The following is a 23,754-nucleotide window of genomic DNA, read 5'->3' as shown; positions in this document are numbered from 1 at the left end:
TTCATGGGTGCGGCTTGCGCGCGGGAATGCGGTAGATGACGGCCGCGTACTTGGGCCGCTGCTGCTGCTCCACGACGACCCCGCCCAATCCTTCGGCGATGCGCCGGCTGGCCGTGTTGGCCTCGGCCACCGGGTAGCTGAAGGACTGCGGGGCGAAGGTTTCCGCGGCCCAGGCGGCCAGGGCGGCAACGGCCTCGCGGCCATGGCCCTGGCCATGCGCGTCCTCGCGTATCCATATGCCGAGTTCGGGCTCGGCATCGCGCGCGCGGTGCAGGCCCAGCAGGCCGGTGAATCGGCCTGACGCGCGCTCGCGCAGCGTGAAGTTGAAGTCCGTGCCGGCTGCGATCTCCCGCAGCCATCCGCGCCAGACCGCCTCGAAATCGGCAGGCGCCGATGGCGGCTCGAACGACAGGTAGCGCGTCAACGTGGGCGTGATGCAGGCAAAGGCCTCATCGGCATCGGCGGCAGTGAAGGGGCGCAGCGCCAGGCGCTGTGAGGTGATGGTGGTGTCGCTCCACGTCATGGATGCTTTCCTCGCAACAGGGGGACAGAGAGCGTGGGGCGCTGCCGGCCTGGGCCGGCCTTAGCCGTTCATTCTGGCATGGGCCCGTGCTTCAGCCGGCATTGCGGAAGAAGGCTTCGTGCTGCGCGATCTCATGCGCGGCATGGCGCAGCTGGCGGGCTTGGTCGGGGTGGCGTTCGGCCACGCGCTGCGCCAGCGCGCGCAAAAGCGGCGGGCACTGGCCGGGCGCCTGCTGCAGCCGCTGCAGGCGCAGCAGCGCGGCGCGCACGGCGCGGGCCGTGCCGTCGCCCAGGGCCGCTTCCCCGGACAGCTGGTGCAGCGCCTGGATGGCGCGGCCCACATGCAGGGCGGCCAGGCCGCACTCCGCTGCCTGCGCACCCAGCTGCCCTCCGGCCTGCTCCGACATGCGCACCAGGCGCAGCAGCCGGTGGTACAGGCGGGCGCGCCAGATGCGGCCATCGCGCGCATGGCCGGGCGTGGCGGCCATATCCTGCAGTTCGTGGACCATCATGGAGCGCAGGCTTTGCAGCCGGCCCTGCAGCGTGACCGGCAGGATGAAGCGGTAGGCCGCCCAGCCGGCCAGCGGCCCGGACACCACGGCCAGCCCCAGGGCCAGCGCATGTCCGAAGCTGGCCGTCTGCGGGTAGTGGGGCTGCAGCAGGAGCAGCAGCACCATGTTGCAGTCATAGCCCGACAGCATGGTGCGCTGGTGGGAGAACAGCAGCGCGCCCACGAAGACGAAGGGCAGCATCAGCCACACCAGGCCCGCCTGGCTGCTGGCGAACGGCCAGACCAGCCACTGGCAGGCCAGGGCCACCAGCACGCCCATGGCCTGGCCCAGGGTCACATGGCGCATGGTGGCCGAAGGGTTCTCGAAGCCCGAGAACACGGTCAGCATGATGGACATGCCCAGCAGCATGTAGGCACCGCCGCTCCAGCCCGTCACCACCCACAGCAGGCCCACGATGGCGATGGCCGCGCTGGCACGCAGCATGGCGCGGCGCGCGCCCAGCCAATCGCTGTGCAGCACCACGGGCCATTGGCGCGCGCGGTGGCCGGGCGGCAGGGCCACGTCATGGGTGGCGGCCAGGTGGGCCTGCAGCGCAAAGCCCATCGGGGCCAGCATGTCGGCCGCGCCGGGCCAGGTTGCGGCGGACTCGCGTGCGCGTATCAGGGCCGCCGTGGCCTCGTGCAACTGCACGCGCGTCTCCAGCGCCACGGCGGCTTCGCGCAGCGCCTGCGCGGCGGCCAGGGCCTGCGCCTCGCCAAAGGCCGCAGGCGGCTCCTGCGACGGCGCGTCACGCAGCCACAGCAGGGCCGAGATCTGGGCATTCATGAGTCGGCGCAGCGCGTGCACGGCCTCGCGCGAGCGCTGCGATCCTGCGGCGTGCGGGTCCAGCCCCTCCTCGATCACCGCCATGGCCAGCAGGCGGGCGGCGATCTCCTGCGAGCCCAGTGACGAACGGCCGCGCGCCTGCAGGCTGTCGGCCAGATCGCGCAGCAGCCGGGCAAACAGCTGGCGTACCTCGGCATTGCCGGGAATGCCGCTGCCCTTGGGCGTGAACAGCCAGCCCACGAGCAAGGCTGCGAACACGCCGGTCAGCGCCGTGAACAGCCGGTCCCAGCCCAGGGCGAAGACCTGCTCGGGATGGGCGAAGTCCAGCAGCGCCACCATGGCTGCCGAATAGCCGGCCAGCATGGTGCCGTAGGCCACGAAGCTGCGCTGCAGATTGCCCACGCCCGCACACAGGCCCAGCCAGACGGCCAGGCCCAGCACCAGCCACAGCAGATTGCCCTGGGCCAGCAGCACCAGGCCCACGCCGACGGCCGTGCCGGCCACGGTGCCTGCGACCCGGAAAAAGCTTTTTTCGAGTAGTTGCCCGCGCAGCGGCTGGGATGCGGCCCAGGTGGCCATGGCGGCCCACTGCGGATGCTCCAGCCCCAGCTGCCAGGCGGCCAGCAAGGCCAGGCAGGCGGCGAAGGCCGTGCGCAGGTGCTGGCGCAGGCGCACGGGGTCGAAACCCCAGCGGGCCGAGGCCTGCAGCAGGCGGCCATAGGCATCGTGGAGTGCGCTCATGGCGCGCCTTCCGTGCGCAGCGCGCCCATGCGCGCCTGGATCTTGGCCATGCCGGCCAGCATGGCCTCGACCTCGGCATCGTCCAGGTCCTGCAGCATGGCCAGCTCGGCCTGCAGCATGGTGGCGCGCACGCGGTCCACGGCGCCGTTGCCTTCATCGGTCAGGAAGATGCGCTTGCTGCGCCGGTCACCGGGGTCGGCGCGGCGCTCCACCCATCCATGGCCTTCCAGAATATCGAGCAGGCGCACCAGGCTGGAGCCATCCAGCCCCACGCGCTCGGCCAGTTCCTTTTGCGTGACGTCATCGCCCCAGGCGCGCAGGTGGATCAGCGGCGCCCAGGTGGCGTCGGTCAGGCCGTCGGCCAGCAGTTGTTCCTCGACCTGGCGGCGCCATTGGCGTACCAGGGTGACCATGAGAAAGCCGAGACGGGCGCGGGGAGGGGCAGAGGCAAAGGACATGCCTCGATTATCTTTGTAGTTCAATTAATTTGCATTGCAAATTAATTGTTCCTGCATTTGATTTAAGGGTATTCCCTTGCTCTGGAAGGCAGGCCGTCCATGAAAAAGGCCCTGCGAGACGATGGCTCGCAGGGCCGGTCGATGGATGCTGGCAGCTTCAGAGCAGGCCGGGCACCCAGCGGTTGAAGAGCAGGCCCGCTACCAGCAGCCATGCGAAAAGCAAGGCGGCCAGCAGCAGGGGCTTCGTGCCTGCGGCACGCACGGCGCGGACATGGGTGGTCAGGCCCAGGGCCGCCATGGCCACGGCCAGCAGCGCGTTGTCCAGCTGCACGCCCACCTGTACCACGGCAGCGGGCAGCACGCCCAGCGAGTTCACGCCGGCCATGGCGACGAAGCCCAGCGCGAACCAGGGAATGGTGATGCGGCGCGGCTGGCCGTCGCTCACCTGGCTGCTGCGGTTGCCGCGCGCCACCGCCATGGACAGCAGCAGCAGGAAGGGGGCCAGCATCATCACGCGCACCATCTTGGAGATCACCGCCACGTCGGCGGCTTCGGGCGCAATGGCTTCGCCGGCGGCCACGACCTGGGCCACCTCATGCACGGTGGAGCCCACGTACAGCCCGTACTGCGCAGGCGACATGTCCAGCCAGCCGTGGGCAGCGTTCCAGTGGAACAGCGCGGGATAGAGGAAGGTGCCCACGGTCCCGAAGACCACCACGGTGGCCACGGCCACGGCCACGTCTTCGGCACGGCCCTTGATCACGGGTTCGGTGGCCAGCACGGCAGCGGCGCCACAGATGGAGCTGCCCGCGCCGATCAGCACCGTGGTGCGCGCATCCAGCCCGAAGACGCGGCGGCCCAGCCACTGCGCCAGCAAGAAGGTGCTGCCCAGCACCAGGGCATCGACCACCACGCCGGCCATGCCCACATGGCCTATGTCCTGGAAGGTCAGCCGCAGGCCGTAGAGCACGATGCCCGCGCGCAGCAGGCGCTGCTTGGCCAGGCCCACGCCGGCATGGCAGCTGGGCGCCAGGCGCGGATAGACGGTGTTGCCGATGACCAGGCCGATGCAGATGGCCAGCGTCAGCGCGCTCAGGCCCGAGCCGGCCAGCAGGGGCTGGCGTGCGCCCCAGGTGGCGGCTGCGGCAATGGCGCCTGCCAGCAGCAGGCCGGGCGCAAGCTCGGTCAAATGGCGAAGCCAGCCAGGGAGGGAGGAGCGTGGGAGGGAAGTGGTGTTCATGGTGCCTGCGCGCCGCGTCAGGAGCGCGGTGCATGGGAGGCACTTTAGATTTCTTGGCTATATTCGTATAACGAATAGTTTTTGTAGCATCAACCGGGGAAACAGGTTGATGCCTCGTCCAGACTGCACGCCATGCTGCACCTCACCCTGCGCCAACTTGAAATCTTCTGCGCCGTCGCCCAGGCCGGCTCCACCGTGGCGGCGGCCGACGCCGTGGCCCTGTCGCAGTCGGCCACCAGCGCCGCGCTGCAGCAGCTGGAGCAGGCCATGGGCGCCCAGCTGTTCGAGCGCGTGGGCCGGCGGCTGGCGCTCAACGACGCGGGCCGCGCCCTGCTGCCCGAGGCGCTGGCGCTGCTGGAGCAGGCCAGGGGCATAGAGCAGGCGTTTTCGGTGCGGGCCGCCAGCCTGCCCGTGCGTCTGCGCGTGGCAGCCAGCACCACCATAGGCACCTATGCGCTGCCAGCCGTGCTCGCGCACCTGGCGCGCAGCCATCCGCACCTGAGCGTGGACCTGCAGATCGCCAACACGCGCGAGGTGGGCCAGGCCGTGGAATCGCTGGACGTGGACCTGGGCCTGATCGAGGGCACCAGCCACTGGCCCGGGCTGGAGGTCGAGCCCTGGATGCGTGACGAACTCGTCATCGTGGCCGCAGCACAGGACCCGCTGGTGCAGGCTGCCGGCCAGCGCCCGCTGGGCGTGGCCGCCTTGCGCGGTGCGCGCTGGCTGCTGCGCGAGCCGGGCTCGGGCACGCGCGAGATGGTGGAGCATGCCTTGCTGCCGCATCTGCACCAGCTGCCGGCCGCCGCCACGCTGGGCAGCTCCGAGGCCATAGCGCGCTGCGTGGCCCAGGGCCTGGGCATCAGCTGCCTGTCGCGCGTGCTGGTGCAGGCCCTGGTCGTGTCAGGAGAACTGGCCGTGCTGCCGACCACGCTGCCGCGCATGTGGCGCGATTTCTCGCTGGTGCAGCGGGCAGGCAAGCGCCGCTCGCCTGCGCTGGCGGCCTTCGTGCAGGCCTGCAGGTCCCAGGCGCAGGAATGAGCCCAGGCTACTTTTGCAGCGGTATCGGCGTGTTGCGCGGCACGGGCACGGCCGTGACGCTGTTCTGCGGCGAGCCTTCGATCACGCGGTCCGAGTAGGTCATGTAGACCAGGGTGTTGCGCTGCGCATCGACCATGCGCACCACGCGCAGGCGCTTGAACAGCAGCGAGATGCGTTCGGTGAACACCTCGTCCTGCTGCTTGAGCGGCGCAGGGATCTGGATGGGTCCGGTCTGCACGCAGCTGATCGAGGCTTCGGCGCGGTCCTCGGCCAGGCCCAGGCCGCCCTTGATGCCGCCGGTCTTGGCGCGCGAGACATAGCAGGTCACGCCCGCCACCTTGGGATCGTCATAGGCATCGACCACGATCTTGTGGTCCGGGCCTATGAACTTGAACACCGTGTCCACCGCGCCCACCTGCTCGGCGCGCGCACCGCAGGCGCCCAGCAGCAGCGTGGCCAGAGCGGCCGTGAGCAAGGCGCGGCCGTTCATGTCAGGCCTCACCCGCCACATGGCGGCGCAGGTGTTCGAGGGCTTCCTCGACCTGGTCCACCAGCACCAGGCACAGGTCGCCGGGCGTCAGCCGCGCCAGCGCGTGGTCGATGGCGTTGAACTCACCCTGGATCTGGGTCACGTAGTCGGTGCGCGGTGCGCCTTGCAGGCCTTGCTGCAGCAGGGCCAGGACTTCACCGTCGGCGCGGCCGCGCTGGCAGGCATCCTGGTAGAGGATGACGTCGTCGAAGGCCTTGCCCAGGATCTGTGTCTGCTCGGTGATGTCCTGGTCGCGGCGGTCGCCCGCGCCGCTGATGACCACGCTGCGGCGCTGGGCCGGCATGGCATCCACGGCCTGCACCAGGGCGCGGATGGCGTCGGGGTTGTGGCCGTAGTCGGCGATCAGCGTGGCGCCACGGTAGTCCATGACGTTGAAGCGTCCGGGGGCGTTGTCGCTGTCGTTGACGAAGCCGGCCAGCCCGCGGCGGATGGTCTGCCACGGCAGGCCCACGCCCCAGGCGGCGGCGATGGCGGCCATGACGTTCTCCACCTGGAAGGTGATGGTGCCGTTGCGCGTGATGGGGATCTCGCGCAGGGCGATGGTCTCGCGCCACGAACTTTCGGCCGCAACGATGCTGTCGCCGTCCACGTAGACCACGCGGTTGCCCTGGGCGCGGTGCGTGGCCATCACGGGATGGTGGCGGTCGGCCGCGAAGTAGATGACCTTGCCCGGCGAGGTGGAGGCCATGGCGGCGACCAACGGGTCGGCGGCGTTGAGCACGGCATAGCCGTCGGCGGCCACGTTCTGCACGATGACGCGCTTGAGCACGGCCACGTCTTCCACCGTGGTGATGTAGTTCAGGCCCAGATGGTCGCCCGCGCCCACGTTGGTGACCACGGCCACCTGGCAGCGGTCGAAGCCCAGCCCTTCGCGCAGGATGCCGCCGCGTGCGCATTCGAGCACGGCCGCATCGGTCTCGGGGTGGGCCAGGGCGTTGCGCGCGCTGCGCGGGCCCGAGCAGTCGCCGCTGTCGATCTGGCGGCCGTTGACGTAGACGCCGTCGGTATTGGTCATGGCCGTGCGCCAGCCATGCGAGGTGAACAGGTGGGCGATCAGGCGCGTGGTCGTGGTCTTGCCATTGGTGCCGGTGACGGCCACCAGCGGGATGCGGCCATCCTGGCCGGGTGCGAACAGCTCATCGACCATGGGCACGCCCACGTTGCGGGGCTTGCCGAAGGACGGCGCCAGGTGCATGCGCAGGCCCGGCGCGGCGTTGACTTCGACGATGCCGCCGTTTTGCTCCTCCAGCGGGCGCAGCATGGTCTCGCAGACCACGTCCACGCCGCAGATGTGCAGGCCGATGGTCTGGGCGGCCTCGACGGCGCGCGCGGCGATGTCGGGGTGCACGTCGTCCGTCACATCGGTGGCGCTGCCGCCCGTGGACAGGTTGGCGTTGTTGCGCAGCACCACGCGCTGGCCCTGGGCCGGCACGGATTCGGGCGTGAGGCCTTCGGTGGCGATGCGCGCGATGGCGATGTCGTCCAGGCGGATCTTGGTCAGCGCCGTGCCGTGGCCCGAGCCGCGGCGCGGGTCCTGGTTGACCAGCTCGACCAGTTCGCGGATGGTGTGCTGGCCGTCGCCCAGCACCTGGGGCGGCTCGCGGCGCGCAGCGGCCACCAGCTGGCCGCCGACCACCAGCAGGCGGAAGTCATGGCCGGGAAGGAAGCGTTCGACCATGATGTCGTCGCCGAATTCCGAGGCGGTGGCGAAGGCGGCCTTGAGCTGCTCGTGCGTGGTGATGTTGACCACCACGCCCTTGCCCTGGTTGCCGTCCTGGGGCTTGACCACCACGGGCAGTCCCACTTCCTGGGCCACGAGCCAGGCTTCTTCCACGTCCTTGACGGGGCGGCCCAGCGGCACGGGCACGCCGGCGGCGTGCAGCAGGCGCTTGGTCAGGTCCTTGTCCTGGGCGATGGATTCGGCCACGGCGCTGGTCTGGTCCAGCTCTGCGGCCTGGATGCGGCGGGCCTTGGAGCCCCAGCCCAGTTGCACCAGCGAGCCCGAGGTCAGGCGGCGGATGGGAATGCCGCGCGCCACGGCCGCATCGACGATGGAGCCTGTGGAGGGGCCGATGCGCTCGTCCTCGTCGAGTTCACGCAGCTCGGCCACCACCTTGTCGGCGTCGAAGGGCGTGTCGGCCAGTGCCGACTGCAGCAGCGCACCGGCCTGTTCCATGGCCAGGCGGCCCACGGATTCCTCGGTGTACTCCACCACCACCTGGTAGGTGCCGGCTTCCACGGTCTCGTGCGTGCGGCTGAAGGTCACGGGGCAGCCGGCCTGGGCCTGCAGCGACAGGGCCGCCACTTCCAGCACATGGGCCAGCGACAGGCGCTGGTCGGCACCGTGCGGCTGCAGCGTGCCGATCTTGGGAAAGCGTGCGCGCAGCCGGTCCTCGAACCCTGCCAGGGCCGAGTAGTCACAGTCGCCGGGCTCGCATTGCACGATGGCTTCGATGGCGGTGCTGCGGGTCCAGAGATTGGGGCCGCGCAGGGCTCGGATGCGGGTGATCTGCATAGTGTCTTCTTTCGGAGGGCAGGCCCGCGTCGCCGGGCCTGCCTGCATGTCATCGTGTGGTCGGGCTCAGGCGGCGGCGGTGGAAACCGCAGCGGCGGCCGGCGTGTAGTCGAAGGTCTTGATGCCGGCGACGATGAGGTCGGGGGCAATGTCCATGGACCACGCCGCGGCAATGGCAGCGAGCAGGGCCGGCGTGTCCGGGCGCAGGCCACCGGGCAGGCTCAGCGCGTCCAGCGTGCCCAGCACGCGCTCGGCGGCGCCCGTGGCCAGGATCACCTGGTTGCCGCGCACGAAGACGGCACGGCCTTCGCTCTCGCAACGGTGGGCCGCGACCACGGGGCTGTCTGCCTGCATCGAATAGAACAGCACCTCGCCGTCGCACAGGCGGGCCAGGTCGGCCACCTGTTCGATGTCGGCATTGAGCACGCCCGCGCCTTCGTCCAGCACCACGTCGATCTGGGTGCGCATCACGCGCGTCATCTGCGACTGCTCGTGCACGTCATGGTCGGGCAACTGCTCGAAGCCGTCCATGTCGGTGACCACGCCGACCAGACAGCGGTCGTAGGCCAGGCCTTCCTCCAGGATGGAGCGGGCCGTGGTCTGGATGACGGCGGCCTGGGCCAGGCGGTTGGTCAGCAGGCGGTGGGCGCCGGCCCAGTTGGCGGTATTGGTCTTCTGGGTCTGGCGGTTGGACAGGAACATGCCTTCGCTGCTGGCCACGCCCGTGAGCTTGCCCGACAACTGCAGCAGCCAGCCCACCAGGCGGGCCGTGAAACCGTTGTTGCGCGTGCCGGCAATGCCGACCAGGGGGATGCGGCCGGCGCCCGTGCCCTCTTCGGTGCGCGGGAACAGGTGGTCGGCGATGGCCATGCCCACGGGGCGCGGCGCGCCGCTGGTGGGCTTCAGATGCATCAGCAGGCCGGGGCCGGCGTTGACTTCGAGGATGGCGCCGCCCTGCTCCTTCATGGGGCGCGAGACGTCCTGCAGGATCATGTCCATGCCCGCGATGTCCAGGCCCACGATCTTGGCGGCCAGCGTGGCCATGTAGGCCACTTCGGGATGGACTTCGTCGGTGCAGTCGATGGCCATGTTGCCGTTGCGCTGCAGCAGCACGCTGGTGCCCTGGGCAGGAATGGTGTCGGGCGTGACGTTCTGGCGCTTGAGTTCCAGCTTCACGGCCGGGGCTTCGAGGTTGATCCAGTCCAGCGGGTATTCCTGCTCGGGGCCGCGACGCGGGTCCTGGTTGACCACGGCGACCAGTTCGCGAACCGTGGACTTGCCATTGCCGGCCACGCTCACGGTCTCGCCACGGCAGGCGGCAACCACCTTGCCGCCCACCACCAGGATGCGGTGCTCGGTGCCGTCGATGAAGCGTTCGACGATGACGTCCGAGCCTTCGGGCTGGGCCAGCGCGAAGGCGGCCTTGATGTCGGCCTCGTCGCGCAGGTCCAGCGTCACGCCGCGTGCGTGGTTGCCGTCCGAGGGCTTGACGGTGACGGGAAAGCCGATGTCCTGCGCCACTTCCCAGGCTTCCTCGGGGCTGTGGACGATCTGGCCTTCGGGCACGGGCACGCCGCAGGCGGCCAGCAGGCGCTTGGTGAAGTCCTTGTCCTGGGCAATGCCCTCGGCGATGGCGCTGGTCTGGTCGCTCTCGGCGGTCCAGATGCGGCGCTGCGCGGCGCCATAGCCCAGTTGCACGAGGTTGCCGTCATTGAGGCGGATGTGGGGGATGCGGCGCTCGCCGGCCGCATCGACGATGCAGCCCGTGCTCGGGCCCAGGTAGCGGTCGTTGATCTCGGTCTTGATGGCCTTGATGGCGGCCTTCAGGTCGAAGGGCTCGTCATTGATGGCGGCCATGATCAGCCTGTGGCCATGGGCCAGGGCCGTGCGCGCCACGGTTTCCTCGGGGCAGCGGAAGACCATGCGGTACACGCCGCGCTGCGAGATCTCGCGGGTCTGGCCGAACTCGGCAGGCATGCCCGCCAGGTTCAGCAGCTCGATGATGATGTGCTCCAGCACGTGGCCGCACCAGGTGCCGCCTTCCAGGCGCTGGATGAAGCCGCCGCGCTCGCCCACGCCGCAGTGGTGCTCGACCAGGTCGGGCAGCCAGGCCGTCAGGCGCTCGTTGAAACCGGGAAGCTTGTTCGAGGGATAGTCCTCCAGCTCGCCCAGATCCAGCCAGACCTCCAGCACGGGACGGTAGGTCCAGACGCTGGGTCCACGCAGGTAGGTGGTGCGCAAGAGTTGGATGTCTTTGAATTTCGCCATGTCGGTCAACGGGTAAGCGTGAACGACGACCCGGATTCGGATCGCCGGAGAATGGGAGAGGATTGTGCGCCCAGAAAACCCATGCGCAGTGTTGTCAGCCTAAACCAGGGTTGGCGCGTTGAGCAGGGTATGCCGTGCAACGCGCGGGATATCCACCGGGGAGCTGCGGTTGCCCGCATGACACCAGGAGCCGCCAGGGGCGGGAAAAACAACTCAACATGCAAGAACACCATTCTGTGGACGTTTCGGCCTTCCTTGCCAGCCCCCGCGGGGCTGAGCTGCGAGCCAGGCTCGCTTCCAATGAAAACGTGCTGGCCCTCGCCACGGTTGACCTGACCCTGGATATGCGCTTCGGCGAAGGCTGGGTTGTCCTGACCAACCAGCGCCTCATCGCCTGTGATCCTGAGGATCAGCGATGGAGTGAGTGGATACTCTCGGTCGATCAGAATTTGCGTACGCTGGACCACGGCGGCGTGGGCAACCTCGAATTGCATGGTCCTGCGGCTCGGCTGGCGCTGTGGCGCTTCACCTTGCGCCACCAGGCGGGCGTATTGCGCCTGCTGCAACAGTTCGATCACCAGCGTGAGCGCATGGCGCGCGGCGAGGACTTCGACGGGCCCGAGGACGATGTGCCCCGCTGCCCGGCCTGCCAGACCGAGCTGCCGCCCGAGGCCGACGAATGCCCGGCCTGCGCGCGCCAGCAGGGTCCGCAGACCTCCACCTGGGTGCTGCTGCGCCTGTGGCGCTTTGCCCATCCCTACCGGCACCAGCTGCTGCTGGGCTTTTTGCTGACCCTGGCCTCCACGGGCGCCACCCTGGTGGCGCCCTACCTGACGATTCCCATCGTGGACAAGATCCTGATCCCGTTCCAGAACGGGCAGCAGATCGACAGCAGCCTGGTGGTCTTCTACCTGAGCGGCCTGCTGGCTGCGGCCCTGGTGGCCTGGGGCCTGGGCTGGGCGCGCACCTTCGTGCTGGCCAAGGTCTCCGAGCGCATTGGCTCGGACCTGCGCACGACCACCTACAACCACCTGCTGACGCTGTCGCTGGACTACTACGGCAGCAAACGCACGGGCGACCTGATGGCGCGCATCGGGGCGGAAACAGATCGCATCAATTTGTTTCTATCCTTGAACGCGCTGGATTTTGCGACCGATGTGCTGATGATCGTGATGACCTCGGTCATCCTGTTCTCCATCAATCCATGGCTGGCCCTGGTCACCCTGGTGCCGCTGCCCTTCATCGCCTGGATGATCCACCTGGTGCGTGACCGCCTGCGCACGGGCTTCGAGAAGATCGACCGCGTCTGGTCCGAGGTGACCAATGTGCTGGCCGACACCATTCCCGGCATCCGTGTGGTCAAGGCCTTCGCCCAGGAAAAGCGCGAGGCCGACCGCTTCGCCCAGGCCAATCTGGTCAACCTGCAGGCCAACGACAAGGTCAACAAGACCTGGTCGCTGTTCACGCCCACGGTGACGCTGCTGACCGAGATCGGCCTGCTGGTGGTCTGGGGCTTCGGCATCTGGCTGGTGGCGGGCGGCCAGATCACGGTCGGTATCCTGACGGCCTTCATCGCCTACATCGGCCGCTTCTACAGCCGCCTGGATTCGATGAGCCGCATCGTCTCGGTCACACAGAAGGCGGCAGCCGGCGCCAAGCGCATCTTCGACATCCTGGACCACGTGAGCAACGTGCCCGACCCGGTCAACCCGGTCAAGCTGCCGCGCGTGCAGGGTGCCATCACGCTGGACAACCTGACCTTCCGCTACGGCAGCCGCGCCGTCATCAAGAACCTGGATCTGCAGATTCGCCCGGGTGAAATGATCGGCCTGGTCGGCCACAGCGGCTCGGGCAAGAGCACCCTGGTCAACCTGATCAGCCGCTTCTACGACGTGAGCGAAGGCTCCATCCAGCTCGACGGCGTGGATATCCGCCGGCTCAAGGTGTCGGACTTCCGCAGCAACATCGGCCTGGTGCTGCAGGAGCCCTTCCTGTTCTTCGGCACCATTGCCGAGAACATCGCCTACGGCAAGCCCGACGCCACGCGCGAGGAAATCGTGGCGGCCGCGCGTGCGGCCCATGCCCATGAATTCATCCTGCGCCTGCCGCACGGCTATGACTCCCTGGTCGGCGAACGTGGCCAGGGCCTGTCCGGCGGCGAGCGCCAGCGCATCTCCATCGCGCGCGCGCTGCTGATCGATCCCCGCATCCTGATCCTGGACGAGGCCACTTCTGCCGTGGACACCGAGACCGAGAAGGAAATCCAGAAGGCGCTGGACAATCTGGTGCAGGGCCGCACGACGATTGCCATCGCCCACCGTCTGTCCACGCTGCGCAAGGCAGACCGCCTCGTGGTCATGGACCGGGGCGAGATCGTGGAAGTGGGGCCGCACGACGAACTGATGGAAAAGCAGGGCGCCTACTGGCGCCTGTACCAGGCCCAGGCGCGGCGCGCCGAAGAGGATGCCCAGGCCGCAGGCCTGACCCTGGTCGCAACCACCATCGAGGAATAAGCCATGTCCACTGCCCAACATTGCGCCGCCGGCGCCGATCTGAGCCGCGTACGCGTGGAGCGCAACGCCCATGGCCGCCTGGTGCTGATCCTGGCCGACGGCACGCGCCATGAATCCGTGGTGCCCGTGCGCGCCTTTCCGATTGCCGCGCCGCTGCAAGGCCTGTCCCTGGTCTGTGCCGATGGCAAGGAGGCGCTGTGGGTGGACCACATGGACCACCTGCCCGCGCAGGCCCGCACGCTGATCGAGCAGGATCTGGCCGTGCGCGAGTTCGTGCCCGTCATCCAGCGCATCCGCAAGGTGTCCAGCTATTCCACGCCCAGCACCTGGGACCTGGAGACCGACCGCGGTCCCGCGCAGCTCGTGCTCAAGGCCGAGGAGGATATCCGCCGCCTGTCGGGCCGCACGCACCTGATGATCACCAGCCAGGACGGCGTGCAGTTCAGCGTGCCCGACAGCACGGCGCTGGACCGTGCCTCGCGCAAGATGCTGGAGCGTTTCCTCTAGCGCCTGGTCAGGGTGGTTTAAGGGTTTACCCTTGGTTTGAGGCAGGCCTGGGCGTCTTTCAAAAAAAGCGCTTCAGTTCTTTCAGGTTCTGTCGATGATGAGGCGACGGCGGGAAATTCCCGCCCACAGCACACATCCAGCAAGAGGGTCGAGCCATGCCAATTCCACCTGTTGACCGATCGCCCATACCGTGGCGCCCGCAAAGCGCCGATCTGTACTCCACCGGCGCGTCGGGCGCGGTGCCCGTGCGTCCCGTGAACGCTGCCAATCCTGTCGAATCCACGGACCGCATCGGAGAAGGCCGTGTGATTCGCGATCCTGAAAAACCGTCCGTGGTGGACCAGGAAAACCGCGACTGGACGCTGGCCGAGGAGATCAAGCAGAAGGAAGAGGTCGAGGAGCCGCCCAAGGAGCCGATTTCCAAGCAGCTCATCGAGTTCATCCAGTCCATGTGGCGCGCCAGCGCTATGGCCGTGGAGCAGGCCCAGGAGGTCAGCAAGGCCGATGACGTGGCCCGCAACAAGCTGCAGGTGCGCGAGGAGCCGTTGACCTATTCGGAACCCAAGGTCAAGCGTACCGGCGGACTTTGAGTGTCAGTGGCTGAATGCGCAGGCTCAGTCCTTTGAGCCTTCGCCTTCCTTCGTGTCCCTGGCAGCGGACACGGCTGCGGCATGCTCGGCGGCCTTTGCCTCTTCGGCCTGCGCCTTGGCCTTCGCCTTGTCGCGCTCGGCGCGGTACTTGACGGCAAAGGCCTGCACTTCCGCATAGGAGACGTAGCCGTCCTTGTCGGTGTCGGCCTCGTCGAAGGCCGCCGCCAGGCGCGGGAACAGCGCCACTTCGGTGCGGCTGAGCTTGCCGTCCTTGTTGAAGTCCAGCATCTTGAATTCGCGCTGGGCCTTGATTTCCCCCTTGGTCAATGGCGCCGGGCTGGCCGAGGTCTGTCCGGTGGACGCCTTGTCGGCCGTCTCGGCCGCCTGCGCGCGCGCGGCGGGCAGCATGAAGGCGCTGGTCAGCAGGACGGCAGCGGCGGCCTGCAGCACAGGCGGCCGGCGCAGCAGGGCGGAGCGGTTCATGAGGGGAAAATGCATGGCACCTATTTGGGCATGGAACCGGTGTCTGCAAGCCAGGGCTGTGCGCCCTTTGCAATTGTTTACTTCAGCGGATCGGCGTCCGGATTGGAGACGCCGCTGTTCACATGGCCTGCGGGCACATGGCGGGCCGCCGAGCTGACATGGCCCGATTGGTCGTCGAAGAAGAAATCCGGCTCGAACTCGCGCAGGAAGGGGCCTTTTTCCAGGCCGCCGAGGAACATGGCCTCGTCCACGGTGATTCCCCAATCGAGCAATGTGCGGATGGCGCGCTCGTGCGCCGGCGCACTGCGCGCCGTCACCAGGGCCGTGCGAATGCGCATGGTCTGGGACGAGTCCGCCTGCTGCTGAAGCCGGTGAAGGGCTTGCAGCAGGGGTTTGAATGGCCCTTCTCCCAGGGGCGTGGCGGCATGGGAGACCTCATGGCGCAGAAAGGCCGGCAGCCCGCCTTGCTGGTAGATGCGCTCGGCCTCGTCGGAGAACAGCACGGCATCGCCGTCGAAGGCAATGCGCACTTCCTGCGGGTAGCGGTCGCCTGCGGGCGTGGAGTCGACCATCACGCGCGCCGCGGGAAAGCCGATGGACAGGGCCTTGCGCACATCGACCTCGTTGGCCGAGAGGAACAGGTGGGCGCCCAGCGGCCGCAGGTAGGAAAACGGATCGCGCCCGCGCGTGAACACGCCGCGCTCTATGTGCATGTCGGCCGCCTTGGCCGAGGCGAACACGCGCATGCCGCTGGCCGGGTCGTTGCGCGAGAGCATCATCACCTCCACGCGCTGCACTTCGGGCGTATTGAAGGCCAGCAGCTTGCGCACCAGCGGGAAGGCGATGCCCGGGCGTGCCGGCTGGTGCACCAGGTCCAGCTGGCGGCGCATGTAGGCCTGCTCGTCGCCCGCATCGAACAGCCGGTTCTCTTCCTCGAAGTCGAACAGTGCGCGCGATGAGATGGCAACGACCAGCTTGTCTTGCAGGGTCACGGGCATGGCTTGGCGCTTGTCGCTATTTGACGAACTGGTTGAGCTGGATGATGGGCATGAGCACGGCCAGCACGATCAGGGCCACGACCATGCCCATGGCCACGATCAGCAGCGGCTCCAGGATGGTGGCCAGGTGCATGGCGCGGCGCTGCACCTCGGTGGACAGCTGGTTGGCCGCGCGCTGCAGCATCACGGGCAGCTGGCCGGTCTGCTCGCCCAGGCGGGCAAACATGGAGATCAGGCCCGGGAAGCGCTTTTTCTGCGCCAGGGCCGAGGCCAGCGGCGCGCCCTCGCGCACCAGGGCCAGCGCGTCCATGGCATCGGCGCGCAGCGCGCGGTTGCCCAGCGTTTCGGCGGCGGCCTGCAAGGCCTTGAGAATGGGCACGCCTGCGCCCGCCAGCATGGCCAGCGTGCCGGCAAAGCGTGCCGCGTTGTAGTTGCGCGCCAGCCGGCCGATCAGCGGCAGGCGCAGCCACCAGGCGTCGAAGCGCTCGCGCAGCACGGGGTTCTTCATGGACAGCCGGAATCCCACGGCGCCCAGCACCAGGGCGATCAGCGCGACCCAGCCATAGCTGCGCACAAAGTCGCTGAGCGCCAGCATGGCCACGGTGAGCCAGGGCAGGGCGCGCTTGGTGCCCGCGAACACGCTGGCCACCTGGGGCACCACGTAGCTGACCAGGAACAGCACGATGACGATGGCCACCAGGGTCACGATGGCCGGGTACAGGGCTGCGCCAATGAGCTTGGACTGCAGGGCCTGGCGCGATTCCAGGTCGTCGGCCAGCCGCTCCAGCACCGGGCCCAGGCTGCCGCTGGCCTCGCCGGCGCCGATCACGGCGCAGTAGATGTCGGAGAACTCGCGCGGATGCTGGGCCAGTGCGCGGGCAAAGGTGGAGCCTGCGTTGACCTCGGCGCGCAGCGCGGCCACCAGGTGGCGCTGGCGCGGGTCGTCGGCTTCTTCGGACAGCGCGGCCAGTGCGCGCTCTATGGGCAGTCCTGATCCGACCAGCCCCGCCATCTGGCGCGTCCACACGGTGAGCCCTGTGGAGCCAAGGACGGGGCGGGTCAGCCAGCGCGAGGCGCCACCCTGCGGGCCGGACGCGGACCCCGAGGCCACGATCTCCACGGCCATGGGCACCAGGGCCTGGGCGCGCAGCTGGCTGCGCGCAGCGCGCGCGTTGTCGGCTTCGATCGTGCCCTTGCGGGTCTGACCTTGGGCATCCAGGGCTTCGAAGGAAAAGGCAGGCATGCGCGGCGGGAGTCGGGAGGGGCTGGGGAAGGATGGCGTTCAGGAAACGCCAGGCGGCGATCCAACCCCCGATGGTAGCCGCTGCCGGTGACGGCTGGATGGCGAGGCCGTCTCGGGCCTCGTCCCCAGGTCCCGGAGGTGCCTATGCCGGCTGGGCGGCCAGGTCCGCTTCGTTGAGCTGGATGGAGCGCAGCGAGGCCGGGCGTTCCATCAGCGGCTGGCCGTAATCGCTGAATTCGGGCAGCGCGGGCAGCAGCTTCATCATCGTGCCCCAGCGCAGGTAGCTGGCCATGAGCACGTCGGCCGCGGTGAACTGGTCGCCGCACAGGTAGCGCCTGCCGGCCACGGCCTGGCGCAGCGTCTGCACCACGTCGTCATAGCGGCCATAGCCGGCGGACATGGCCTGGTCGGCCGTCTGCTGCTCCAGGTGGCCCTGGCTCTTGGCTGTCATCAACGCGTCGACGGGGCCGGCCAGGAAGAACATCCAGCGGTGGTAGACGCCGCGCAGCGGGCTGTCCACGGCCGGCGCGAGCCTTCGTTCGGGGAAGATGTCGGCCAGATAGGCAAGGATGGCGGCCTGTTCGGTGATCACGGTCTCGCCATGCACCAGGGCGGGGACCTTGCCCATGGGGTTGATGGCCAGGTAGTCGGCAGCCTTCATGGTGCTGCCGAATTCCAGCCGCACGGGCTCATAGCGGGCGCCGCATTCCTCCAGCATCCAGCGCGCGATGACGGCGCGCGAGCGGGGGTGGAAGTAAAAGCGCAGAGGCTTGATCGAGTCGTTCATGAAGGCTCCCAGTGGTTTGAATGCATGGCGAGAAGGCCATGGGAGCGACTGTAGGAGGCCATGCTGACAGTTTTTGTCAGCAGTGGTGTCAGCGGACCGTGTAGCCCAGTTGCCGCGACCAGCGTTCGATCAGGCCGCTGCGGTGGTCGGGATACCGTTCCTGCAGATCGGTGACGGAGCGCACGCGGTCGGCGCGGAAATGGCGGAAGTCCTGGCGCAGTTCGCACCAGGCCGCAAGAATGCGCCGCTGATCGAAGAAAGCCATGGCAAAAGGCCAGATCCGGCGCTCGGTCGGCTGGCCCTTCTCATCCGTGTAGTGCAGCAGCACCCGGTGCTGGCGCCGTATCGCCAGGCGCAGCGCGGTCTGCCAGGGCTCGGTCACGGATTCGTGGCAGATGGGCGGCACCAGCAGGCCGCTGGTGTCCACCTCGATGCGCAGCTCCAGCGGCAGCGCGCTGCGTATGCGGTCCAGCGCGGCGGTGGCGGCCTGGGCGAGCTCGGGGTCGGCCTGGCGGCTGGCCCAGCGCGCGCCCAGCAGCAGGGCTTCCAGCTCATCGGGCGTGAACATCAGCGGCGGCAGCAGAAAGCCGGGCCGCATCTCGTAGCCCACGCCCGGGTCGCCCGCAATCGCGGCACCCTGTTCGCGCAGGGTGGCGATGTCGCGGTACAGGGTGCGCAGGCTCACGTCCAGCTGCCGGGCCAGCACCGGACCGGCCTGGGGCAGGCGCGCGCGGCGCAGCAGGTCGATCAGCTGCAGCAGCCGGGCGGAGCGGCTCATGCCTTCAGCGGCCCATGACGCCGGCCGTGATCTCCAGCGAGCGCAGGCGCAGGTCGCGGTCATACACGTCGCTGACCAGGATCAGCTCGTCGGCCTCGGTGTCGGCCTGCAGCTTCTGCAGGCGCGTGCGCACCTTGTCCGGGCCGCCGATGGAGGCCACGGCCAGGAAGTCGCCGATGGCGCGGCGCTCCTGCTCGCCGAGCTGGGCCGCGTAGTTCTCGATGGGGCGCGGCAGCAGTCCGCGCCGGCCCGTGATGATGCCCAGCACGCGCTGGTAGGTGCTGCTGGCCAGGTACTCGGCCTCGTCATCGGTGGGCGCGGCGATCACGGGGGCGCCGACGATCACGTAGGGCTTGGCCAGTTGGGCCGACGGCTTGAACAGGCTGCGGTACAGCTGCACGGCCTGGTAGAGCATGCGCGGCGCGAAGTGCGAGGCAAAGGCGTAGGGCAGGCCCAGATGGGCGGCCAGCTGGGCCGAGAACAGGCTGGAGCCCAGCAGCCAGATCGGCACGTTGGTGCCCGCGCCCGGCGTGGCCACCAGCTTTTGATCCGGCGTGGCCGGGGCCAGCAGGCGTTGCAGCTCCATCACGTCGCGCGGGAAGTCTTCCTCGGTCTCGACGCGGTCACGGCGCAGGGCGCGCATGGTGGCGCCATCGGTGCCGGGCGCACGGCCCAGGCCCAGGTCGATGCGGCCCGGGTACAGCTCGGCCAGCGTGCCGAAGGCTTCGGCCACCACCAGCGGGGCATGGTTGGGCAGCATGATGCCGCCCGAGCCCACGCGGATCTTCGAGGTGCCGCCTGCAATGTGGCCGATCAGCACGGCCGTGGCCGAGCTGGCGATGCCGGGCATGTTGTGGTGCTCGGCCAGCCAGTAGCGCTCGAATCCCAGTGCCTCGGCCTTGCGGGCCGTGGCCAGCGCGATGTCCAGGGCCTCGGCGACGGTGCCGCCTTCGCGCACGGCCACGAGGTCGAGCATGGACAGACGGACTTCATTGAATGATGTCATGGCAGGTTCCAACTTCCAGTTCACGGTGGGTGGGGGCGGCGCGGGCCTTGCCGCGCCAGGGCATTCCTGGTGCGCGTTCGCGCACTCAGTTTCTTCTGGACATTTCCCGCGCGCAGGTGATGCCCAGCACCACGCACCAGACCAGGGGGAGGATGGCTGCCGCCAGATGGTTCTCGCCCTGCTGGATGGCCAGCCAGGACAGCGGCAGCGCCACCAGCGCCGACAGGCGGATGACGCGGCGCAGCTGGCTGGTGGACAGCCGTGACTTGAACCACCACAGGGCGATGTAGCTGATCAGGCTCAGCGTGGCGACCCACAGGAACAGGTCGCCGCCATAGGGAGCGCTCCAGGCGCGTAGGGATTCCAACATGCCGACCATTGTGGCAAACAGGGATGCCCCGTGCTGCGCAGGGTCGGGCGTGGCCGCCTGCGCCTAGTCGCGCGTGACGCGCAGCACTTCCTCGGGCGTGGTGATGCCCTCGCGCACCAGGCGCTCGCCGTCGTCGCGCATCAGGCGCATGCCCGCGGCCAGCGCGGTGTCGCGGATCTCGGCCTCGCTGGCCTGGCGGTGGATCTGCGCGCGGATGGTGTCGTCCACCACCAGCATCTCGAAGATGCCGGTGCGCCCCCGGTAGCCGCTGGGCTCGGTGGTGTCGATCTTGCGCACCAGGCGCTGGGCCAGCACACCCAGCAGGGAGGACGACAGCAGGAAGGGTTCCACCCCCATGTCGATCAGGCGCGTGACGGCGCTGGAGGCATCGTTGGTGTGCAGCGTGGCCAGCACCAGGTGGCCGGTCAGCGAGGCCTGGATGGCGATCTGCGCGGTCTCGAAGTCGCGGATTTCGCCGATCATGATCACATCCGGGTCCTGGCGCAGGATGGCGCGCAGGGCCTTGGCGAAGGTCAGGTCGATCTTGGCGTTGACCTGGGTCTGCCCCACGCCGGCCAGCTCGTACTCGATGGGGTCCTCCACCGTCATGATGTTGCTGTGGCTGGCGTCCATGCGCGACAGTGCCGCATACAGCGTGGTGGTCTTGCCCGAGCCCGTGGGGCCGGTGACCAGCACGATGCCGTGCGGCTGGGCCGTCAGGTGGGTGAATCGCCTCAGCGTCTCGCCCTGCATGCCCACGGCCTCCAGGCTGAGCTTGCTCTCGCTCTTGTCCAGCAGGCGCAGCACGGCGCGCTCGCCGTGGGCGCTGGGCAGGGTGGAGACGCGCACGTCGATGGCGCGCGTGCCCAGGCGCAGGCTGATGCGGCCGTCCTGGGGCAGGCGCTTTTCGGCGATGTCCAGGTCGGCCATGATCTTCAGTCGCGAGATCAGCGCTGCATGCAGTGCGCGGTTGGGCTGCACGACTTCGCGCAGGTCGCCGTCCACGCGAAAGCGCACGCTGGAATGGCGCTCGTAGGGCTCGATGTGGATGTCGCTGGCGCCGTCGCGCGCAGCCTGCGTGAGCAGGGCGTTGAGCATGCGGATGATGGGCGCGTCGTCGGCCGTCTCCAGCAGGTCCTCGACCGCAGGCAGCTCCTGCATCATGCGCGAGAGGTCGGCGTCGGACTCGACCTCGCTGACCACCAGGGCCGCGCTGGACTCGCCCTGCGAGTAGGCGGCGCTGATGCGGTGGGCCAGCGTGCCCGCGTCCAGCATCTGCCAGCGCTGCACCGCATGCCTGCGCTGGACTTCGGACAGGGCCTGCCAGTCGGGCGAGGGGCCGTGCCAGAGCAGGGGCTCGTGGCCGTCGTCCTCGATCAGCAGCTGGCTGGTGCGCGCAAACGCATAGGGCAGGGGGTAGCGCATGGGGCCTTCCTGCCTCAGAGCGCGCCGGGAGCGGCCGGCACGGGGGCGGGCGCGGCGGGCTGCGGCTGGGTGAAGTCGATCAGCTCGGGCCTGGCGCCCGGCACGTTGACGATGGCGGCCGGGTTGGTGAACGAGCCGGGGTCCGGCTGCGGCGTCAGCGTGGGCAGCACGGGCGCGGCATTGACCGAGCGCAGCAGGGCGCTGGGCTCGGGCTGCAGGCTCTGTTGCTGCGCGCGGATGGCTTCGTAGCGCTCGGAAGAGACCTGGTTGGTCGCAGTCGCATCGCGCATCACCACGGGGCGCAGGAAGACCATCAGGTTGGTCTTGTTGCGCTTGCGGTTGGTGTTGCGGAACAGGTTGCCCACGACGGGAATGTCGCCCAGCAGAGGCACCCGGTCCTCGGCCTGGGAGTAGTTGTCGTCGATCAGGCCGCCGAGCACGACGATGTTGCCGTCCTCGACCAGCACGTTGGACTCGATGGAGCGCTTGTTGGTGGTCAGGCCGTTGGTGTCCTTGCGCGTGGACTCGTCCACCGAGGAGACTTCCTGGAACACGGCCAGCTTCACCGTGCCGTTCTCGTTGATCTGCGGGCGCACGCGCAGCATCAGGCCCACGTCCTTGCGCTCCACGGTGGTGAAGGGGTTGACCGTGCCGCCCGTGGAGTTGCTGGCGTACGAGCCCGTGACCATGGGCACGTTCTGGCCCACGATGATGCGCGCCTCCTCGTTGTCCAGCGTCATCAGGTTGGGCGTGGACAGGATGTTGGCGTCACCGCTGTTTTGCAGGAAGTTGGCCAGAAAGCCCAGCGTGTCCTTGCCGTTGACGCGCTGCGTGAAGCCGAGGTTGGTGCCTCTCAGGCTGGACAACGTGTCTCCCGTAATGGCGCTGCCGTCGAGGCCTCCATCCTTGACCAGGCCGAGCAGGTTCAGGATGTTGGCGCCCGCCACATTGGAGTTCGTGCCCAGGGTGCCGATCACGCGGCCGTTGTTGCTGAGCATGGCCTGCCACTGGATGCCGAACTGGGCCAGCCGGTTGTCCTTGATTTCGACGATCAGGCTTTCGATCAGCACCTGGGCGCGGCGGCCGTCGAGCTTGTCGATCACGGCGCGCAGTTGGCGGTAGACGGGCGGCGGTGCCGTGATGATCAGCGAGTTGGTCGAAGGATCGGCCTGGATCATGCCGCCCGTGGAGGGCTGCTGGGCCACGCCCAGCGCGCCGCCCCCGCCGCCGCTGCCCAGGCCCGAGGACGAGCCCATGCCCATGGATGCCGTGCCGCTGGAGTCGCGCGAGACCACGGGCTGCGAGGTGGGGATGGAGGACATGCCGCCGCCCTGCGGCAGGGTGCCGCCCGCACCGGGCTGGCCGCTGGCCGTGCCGGCGGCCGTGGCCTGGGCGCCGATGGCGGCGCGCAAGGTGGCGGCCAGCGCCACGGCGTCGGCGTTCTTGAGATAGACCACGTGGATGTTGCCCTGGTCGCCGCCGCCGTTCATGGCGGGCTGGTCCAGCCGCGCGATCAGCGAGCGCACCTGGGCCAGGCGTGCCGGGTTGGCCGCGCGCAGCACGATGGAGTTGCTGCGCGGCTCGGCCATCAGCGAGGTCTTGAAGGCGTTGTCGCTCTGGCCCGGAATATTGGCGCCGCCTGCGGTCACCGTGAGGCCGCCGGGGCTGGCCGTGCCGCCTTCGATCAGGCGCGAGACCAGGGCCACCATGTCGGTGGCCACGGCATGGCGCAGCGGGATGATTTCGACATCGGTGGCGTTGGATACGTCCATGGTCGCCACGATGCGCGAGATGCGCTGCAGGTTGTCTGCGTAGTCGGTGATGACCAGCGAGTTGTTGCCCGGGTTGACGTTGATGGTGTTGTTGGGGCTGATCAGGGGGCGCAGCACGGGCACCAGGTTGGCCGCGTTCTCGTAGTTGAGCTTGAAGATCTGGGTGACGATCTGGCTGCCCGCGCTGCTGCGGCTCGCGCCCACGGCCACTTCGCTGGCCTGCAGCTTGGCGTCGGCCTCGGGGATGACCTTGTACAGGCCGGCCGATTCGACGATGGTGAAGCCCTGCAGGCGCAACGCGGCCAGGAACTGCTGGTAGGCGGTGGCGGGCGGCACGGGCTTGTCGGTCAGCAGCGTGATCTGGCCCTTGACGCGGGGGTCGACCACCACGTTGCGGTTGGTGATGGCGCCGATGGCACGCGAGACGGCCTCGATGTCTGCACCCGAGAAATTCAGCGTCACAGGCTCGCCCGGACGCAGGCTGGGCGTGGCGCCTGCCGGTGCATTGGTCTGCTGGGCCTGGGCGGTGCCAGCGGTGCAGGCCAGCATGGCGCTGACGGCCAGCGTGTGCAGGGTGTTGCGCCAGAACGGGGTCGTGTGCTGCTGAGTCATG

At 68.7% G+C, this 23,754-nt stretch carries 20 protein-coding genes; 4 read left to right on the top strand and 16 right to left on the bottom strand.

Translation table 11 applies throughout. The annotated features are described in order from the left end of the window. Position 1 precedes the first annotated feature (1 nt). From ACF8O7_RS15735 to ACF8O7_RS15720, 4 genes are all read right to left on the bottom strand, one after another. Positions 2 to 523 (bottom strand): GNAT family N-acetyltransferase, encoded by a 522-nt coding sequence (locus ACF8O7_RS15735; protein WP_047218881.1) that lies wholly within the window; start codon positions 521 to 523, stop codon positions 2 to 4. A gap of 91 nt (positions 524 to 614) precedes the next feature. Continuing rightward, positions 615 to 2,600, bottom strand: coding sequence for an FUSC family protein (locus ACF8O7_RS15730; protein WP_392443760.1), 1,986 nt, complete (start codon positions 2,598 to 2,600; stop codon positions 615 to 617). Continuing rightward, positions 2,597 to 3,058, bottom strand: coding sequence for a MarR family winged helix-turn-helix transcriptional regulator (locus tag ACF8O7_RS15725; RefSeq protein WP_126310984.1), 462 nt, complete (start codon positions 3,056 to 3,058; stop codon positions 2,597 to 2,599). The genes ACF8O7_RS15730 and ACF8O7_RS15725 overlap by 4 nt, the downstream gene beginning before the upstream one ends. A 157-nt stretch (positions 3,059 to 3,215) precedes the next feature. Continuing rightward, positions 3,216 to 4,298 carry a YeiH family protein gene (locus ACF8O7_RS15720; RefSeq protein ID WP_016450859.1) on the bottom strand — a complete coding sequence of 361 codons (1,083 nt, stop codon included), beginning with the start codon at positions 4,296 to 4,298 and terminating at the stop codon, positions 3,216 to 3,218. Between the two features lie 132 nt (positions 4,299 to 4,430). Here ACF8O7_RS15720 and ACF8O7_RS15715 point away from each other — a divergent pair, with 132 nt between their 5' ends. Continuing rightward, on the top strand, positions 4,431 to 5,336 hold the full coding sequence (locus ACF8O7_RS15715) for a LysR family transcriptional regulator (protein ID WP_034364456.1): 906 nt from the start codon (positions 4,431 to 4,433) through the stop codon (positions 5,334 to 5,336). Between the two features lie 7 nt (positions 5,337 to 5,343). Here the strand turns inward: ACF8O7_RS15715 and ACF8O7_RS15710 are convergent, their stop codons facing one another. The 3 genes from ACF8O7_RS15710 to cphA (ACF8O7_RS15700) form a co-directional block, all read right to left on the bottom strand. After that, a complete protein-coding gene (locus ACF8O7_RS15710; protein WP_016448750.1) occupies positions 5,344 to 5,826 on the bottom strand; it encodes a CreA family protein in 483 nt (160 codons plus the stop codon). A gap of 1 nt (position 5,827) precedes the next feature. Next, the gene (cphA, locus tag ACF8O7_RS15705; protein ID WP_016448749.1) at positions 5,828 to 8,401 is read right to left on the bottom strand and encodes a cyanophycin synthetase; all 2,574 of its coding nucleotides are present in this window, start codon (positions 8,399 to 8,401) and stop codon (positions 5,828 to 5,830) included. 66 nt (positions 8,402 to 8,467) lie between these two features. Beyond that, positions 8,468 to 10,669 carry a cyanophycin synthetase gene (gene cphA / locus ACF8O7_RS15700; RefSeq protein WP_016450863.1) on the bottom strand — a complete coding sequence of 734 codons (2,202 nt, stop codon included), beginning with the start codon at positions 10,667 to 10,669 and terminating at the stop codon, positions 8,468 to 8,470. Between the two features lie 218 nt (positions 10,670 to 10,887). Between cphA (ACF8O7_RS15700) and ACF8O7_RS15695 the strand changes: the two genes are divergently transcribed. The 3 genes from ACF8O7_RS15695 (at position 10,888) to ACF8O7_RS15685 (ending at position 14,279) form a co-directional block, all read left to right on the top strand. After that, positions 10,888 to 13,182: an ABC transporter ATP-binding protein gene (locus ACF8O7_RS15695; RefSeq protein WP_016448747.1), complete on the top strand. Its 2,295-nt coding sequence runs from the start codon at positions 10,888 to 10,890 to the stop codon at positions 13,180 to 13,182. 3 nt (positions 13,183 to 13,185) lie between these two features. Beyond that, positions 13,186 to 13,689 (top strand): DUF1854 domain-containing protein, encoded by a 504-nt coding sequence (locus tag ACF8O7_RS15690; protein ID WP_016448746.1) that lies wholly within the window; start codon positions 13,186 to 13,188, stop codon positions 13,687 to 13,689. Between the two features lie 155 nt (positions 13,690 to 13,844). Beyond that, the gene (locus tag ACF8O7_RS15685; protein ID WP_016450864.1) at positions 13,845 to 14,279 is read left to right on the top strand and encodes a hypothetical protein; all 435 of its coding nucleotides are present in this window, start codon (positions 13,845 to 13,847) and stop codon (positions 14,277 to 14,279) included. A 24-nt stretch (positions 14,280 to 14,303) separates the two neighbouring features. Here the strand turns inward: ACF8O7_RS15685 and ACF8O7_RS15680 are convergent, their stop codons facing one another. The 9 genes from ACF8O7_RS15680 to gspD form a co-directional block, all read right to left on the bottom strand. Beyond that, the gene (locus ACF8O7_RS15680; RefSeq protein WP_392443757.1) at positions 14,304 to 14,777 is read right to left on the bottom strand and encodes an EF-hand domain-containing protein; all 474 of its coding nucleotides are present in this window, start codon (positions 14,775 to 14,777) and stop codon (positions 14,304 to 14,306) included. 62 nt (positions 14,778 to 14,839) lie between these two features. Continuing rightward, positions 14,840 to 15,760 carry a 5'-nucleotidase gene (locus tag ACF8O7_RS15675; protein WP_047218876.1) on the bottom strand — a complete coding sequence of 307 codons (921 nt, stop codon included), beginning with the start codon at positions 15,758 to 15,760 and terminating at the stop codon, positions 14,840 to 14,842. 16 nt (positions 15,761 to 15,776) lie between these two features. Further along, positions 15,777 to 17,003, bottom strand: coding sequence for a type II secretion system inner membrane protein GspF (gene gspF / locus ACF8O7_RS15670; RefSeq protein ID WP_126310980.1), 1,227 nt, complete (start codon positions 17,001 to 17,003; stop codon positions 15,777 to 15,779). A gap of 142 nt (positions 17,004 to 17,145) precedes the next feature. Beyond that, entirely contained in the window at positions 17,146 to 17,790 is a 645-nt protein-coding gene (locus ACF8O7_RS15665) for a glutathione S-transferase family protein (RefSeq protein ID WP_016448741.1), read from the bottom strand. A gap of 88 nt (positions 17,791 to 17,878) precedes the next feature. Continuing rightward, positions 17,879 to 18,568 (bottom strand): YafY family protein, encoded by a 690-nt coding sequence (locus ACF8O7_RS15660; protein WP_016448740.1) that lies wholly within the window; start codon positions 18,566 to 18,568, stop codon positions 17,879 to 17,881. 4 nt (positions 18,569 to 18,572) lie between these two features. Next, on the bottom strand, positions 18,573 to 19,574 hold the full coding sequence (locus ACF8O7_RS15655; protein WP_016448739.1) for an LLM class flavin-dependent oxidoreductase: 1,002 nt from the start codon (positions 19,572 to 19,574) through the stop codon (positions 18,573 to 18,575). 85 nt (positions 19,575 to 19,659) lie between these two features. Continuing rightward, positions 19,660 to 19,944: a hypothetical protein gene (locus tag ACF8O7_RS15650; RefSeq protein WP_223275171.1), complete on the bottom strand. Its 285-nt coding sequence runs from the start codon at positions 19,942 to 19,944 to the stop codon at positions 19,660 to 19,662. Between the two features lie 63 nt (positions 19,945 to 20,007). After that, positions 20,008 to 21,369 (bottom strand): GspE/PulE family protein, encoded by a 1,362-nt coding sequence (locus ACF8O7_RS15645; RefSeq protein ID WP_016448738.1) that lies wholly within the window; start codon positions 21,367 to 21,369, stop codon positions 20,008 to 20,010. Positions 21,370 to 21,383: 14 nt separating this feature from the next. Then, complete coding sequence (gene gspD, locus ACF8O7_RS15640; RefSeq protein ID WP_126310979.1) at positions 21,384 to 23,753, bottom strand: type II secretion system secretin GspD; 2,370 nt, start codon at positions 23,751 to 23,753, stop codon at positions 21,384 to 21,386. Position 23,754 lies beyond the last annotated feature (1 nt).

Origin of the sequence: Delftia sp. WSY_16, from assembly GCF_043104415.1 — a bacterium.
In the GTDB taxonomy this organism is placed as follows: domain Bacteria; phylum Pseudomonadota; class Gammaproteobacteria; order Burkholderiales; family Burkholderiaceae_C; genus Comamonas; species Comamonas tsuruhatensis.
The sequence above is the reverse complement of the archived record's forward strand: the minus strand, read 5'-3'. Positions and strand labels throughout refer to the sequence as shown.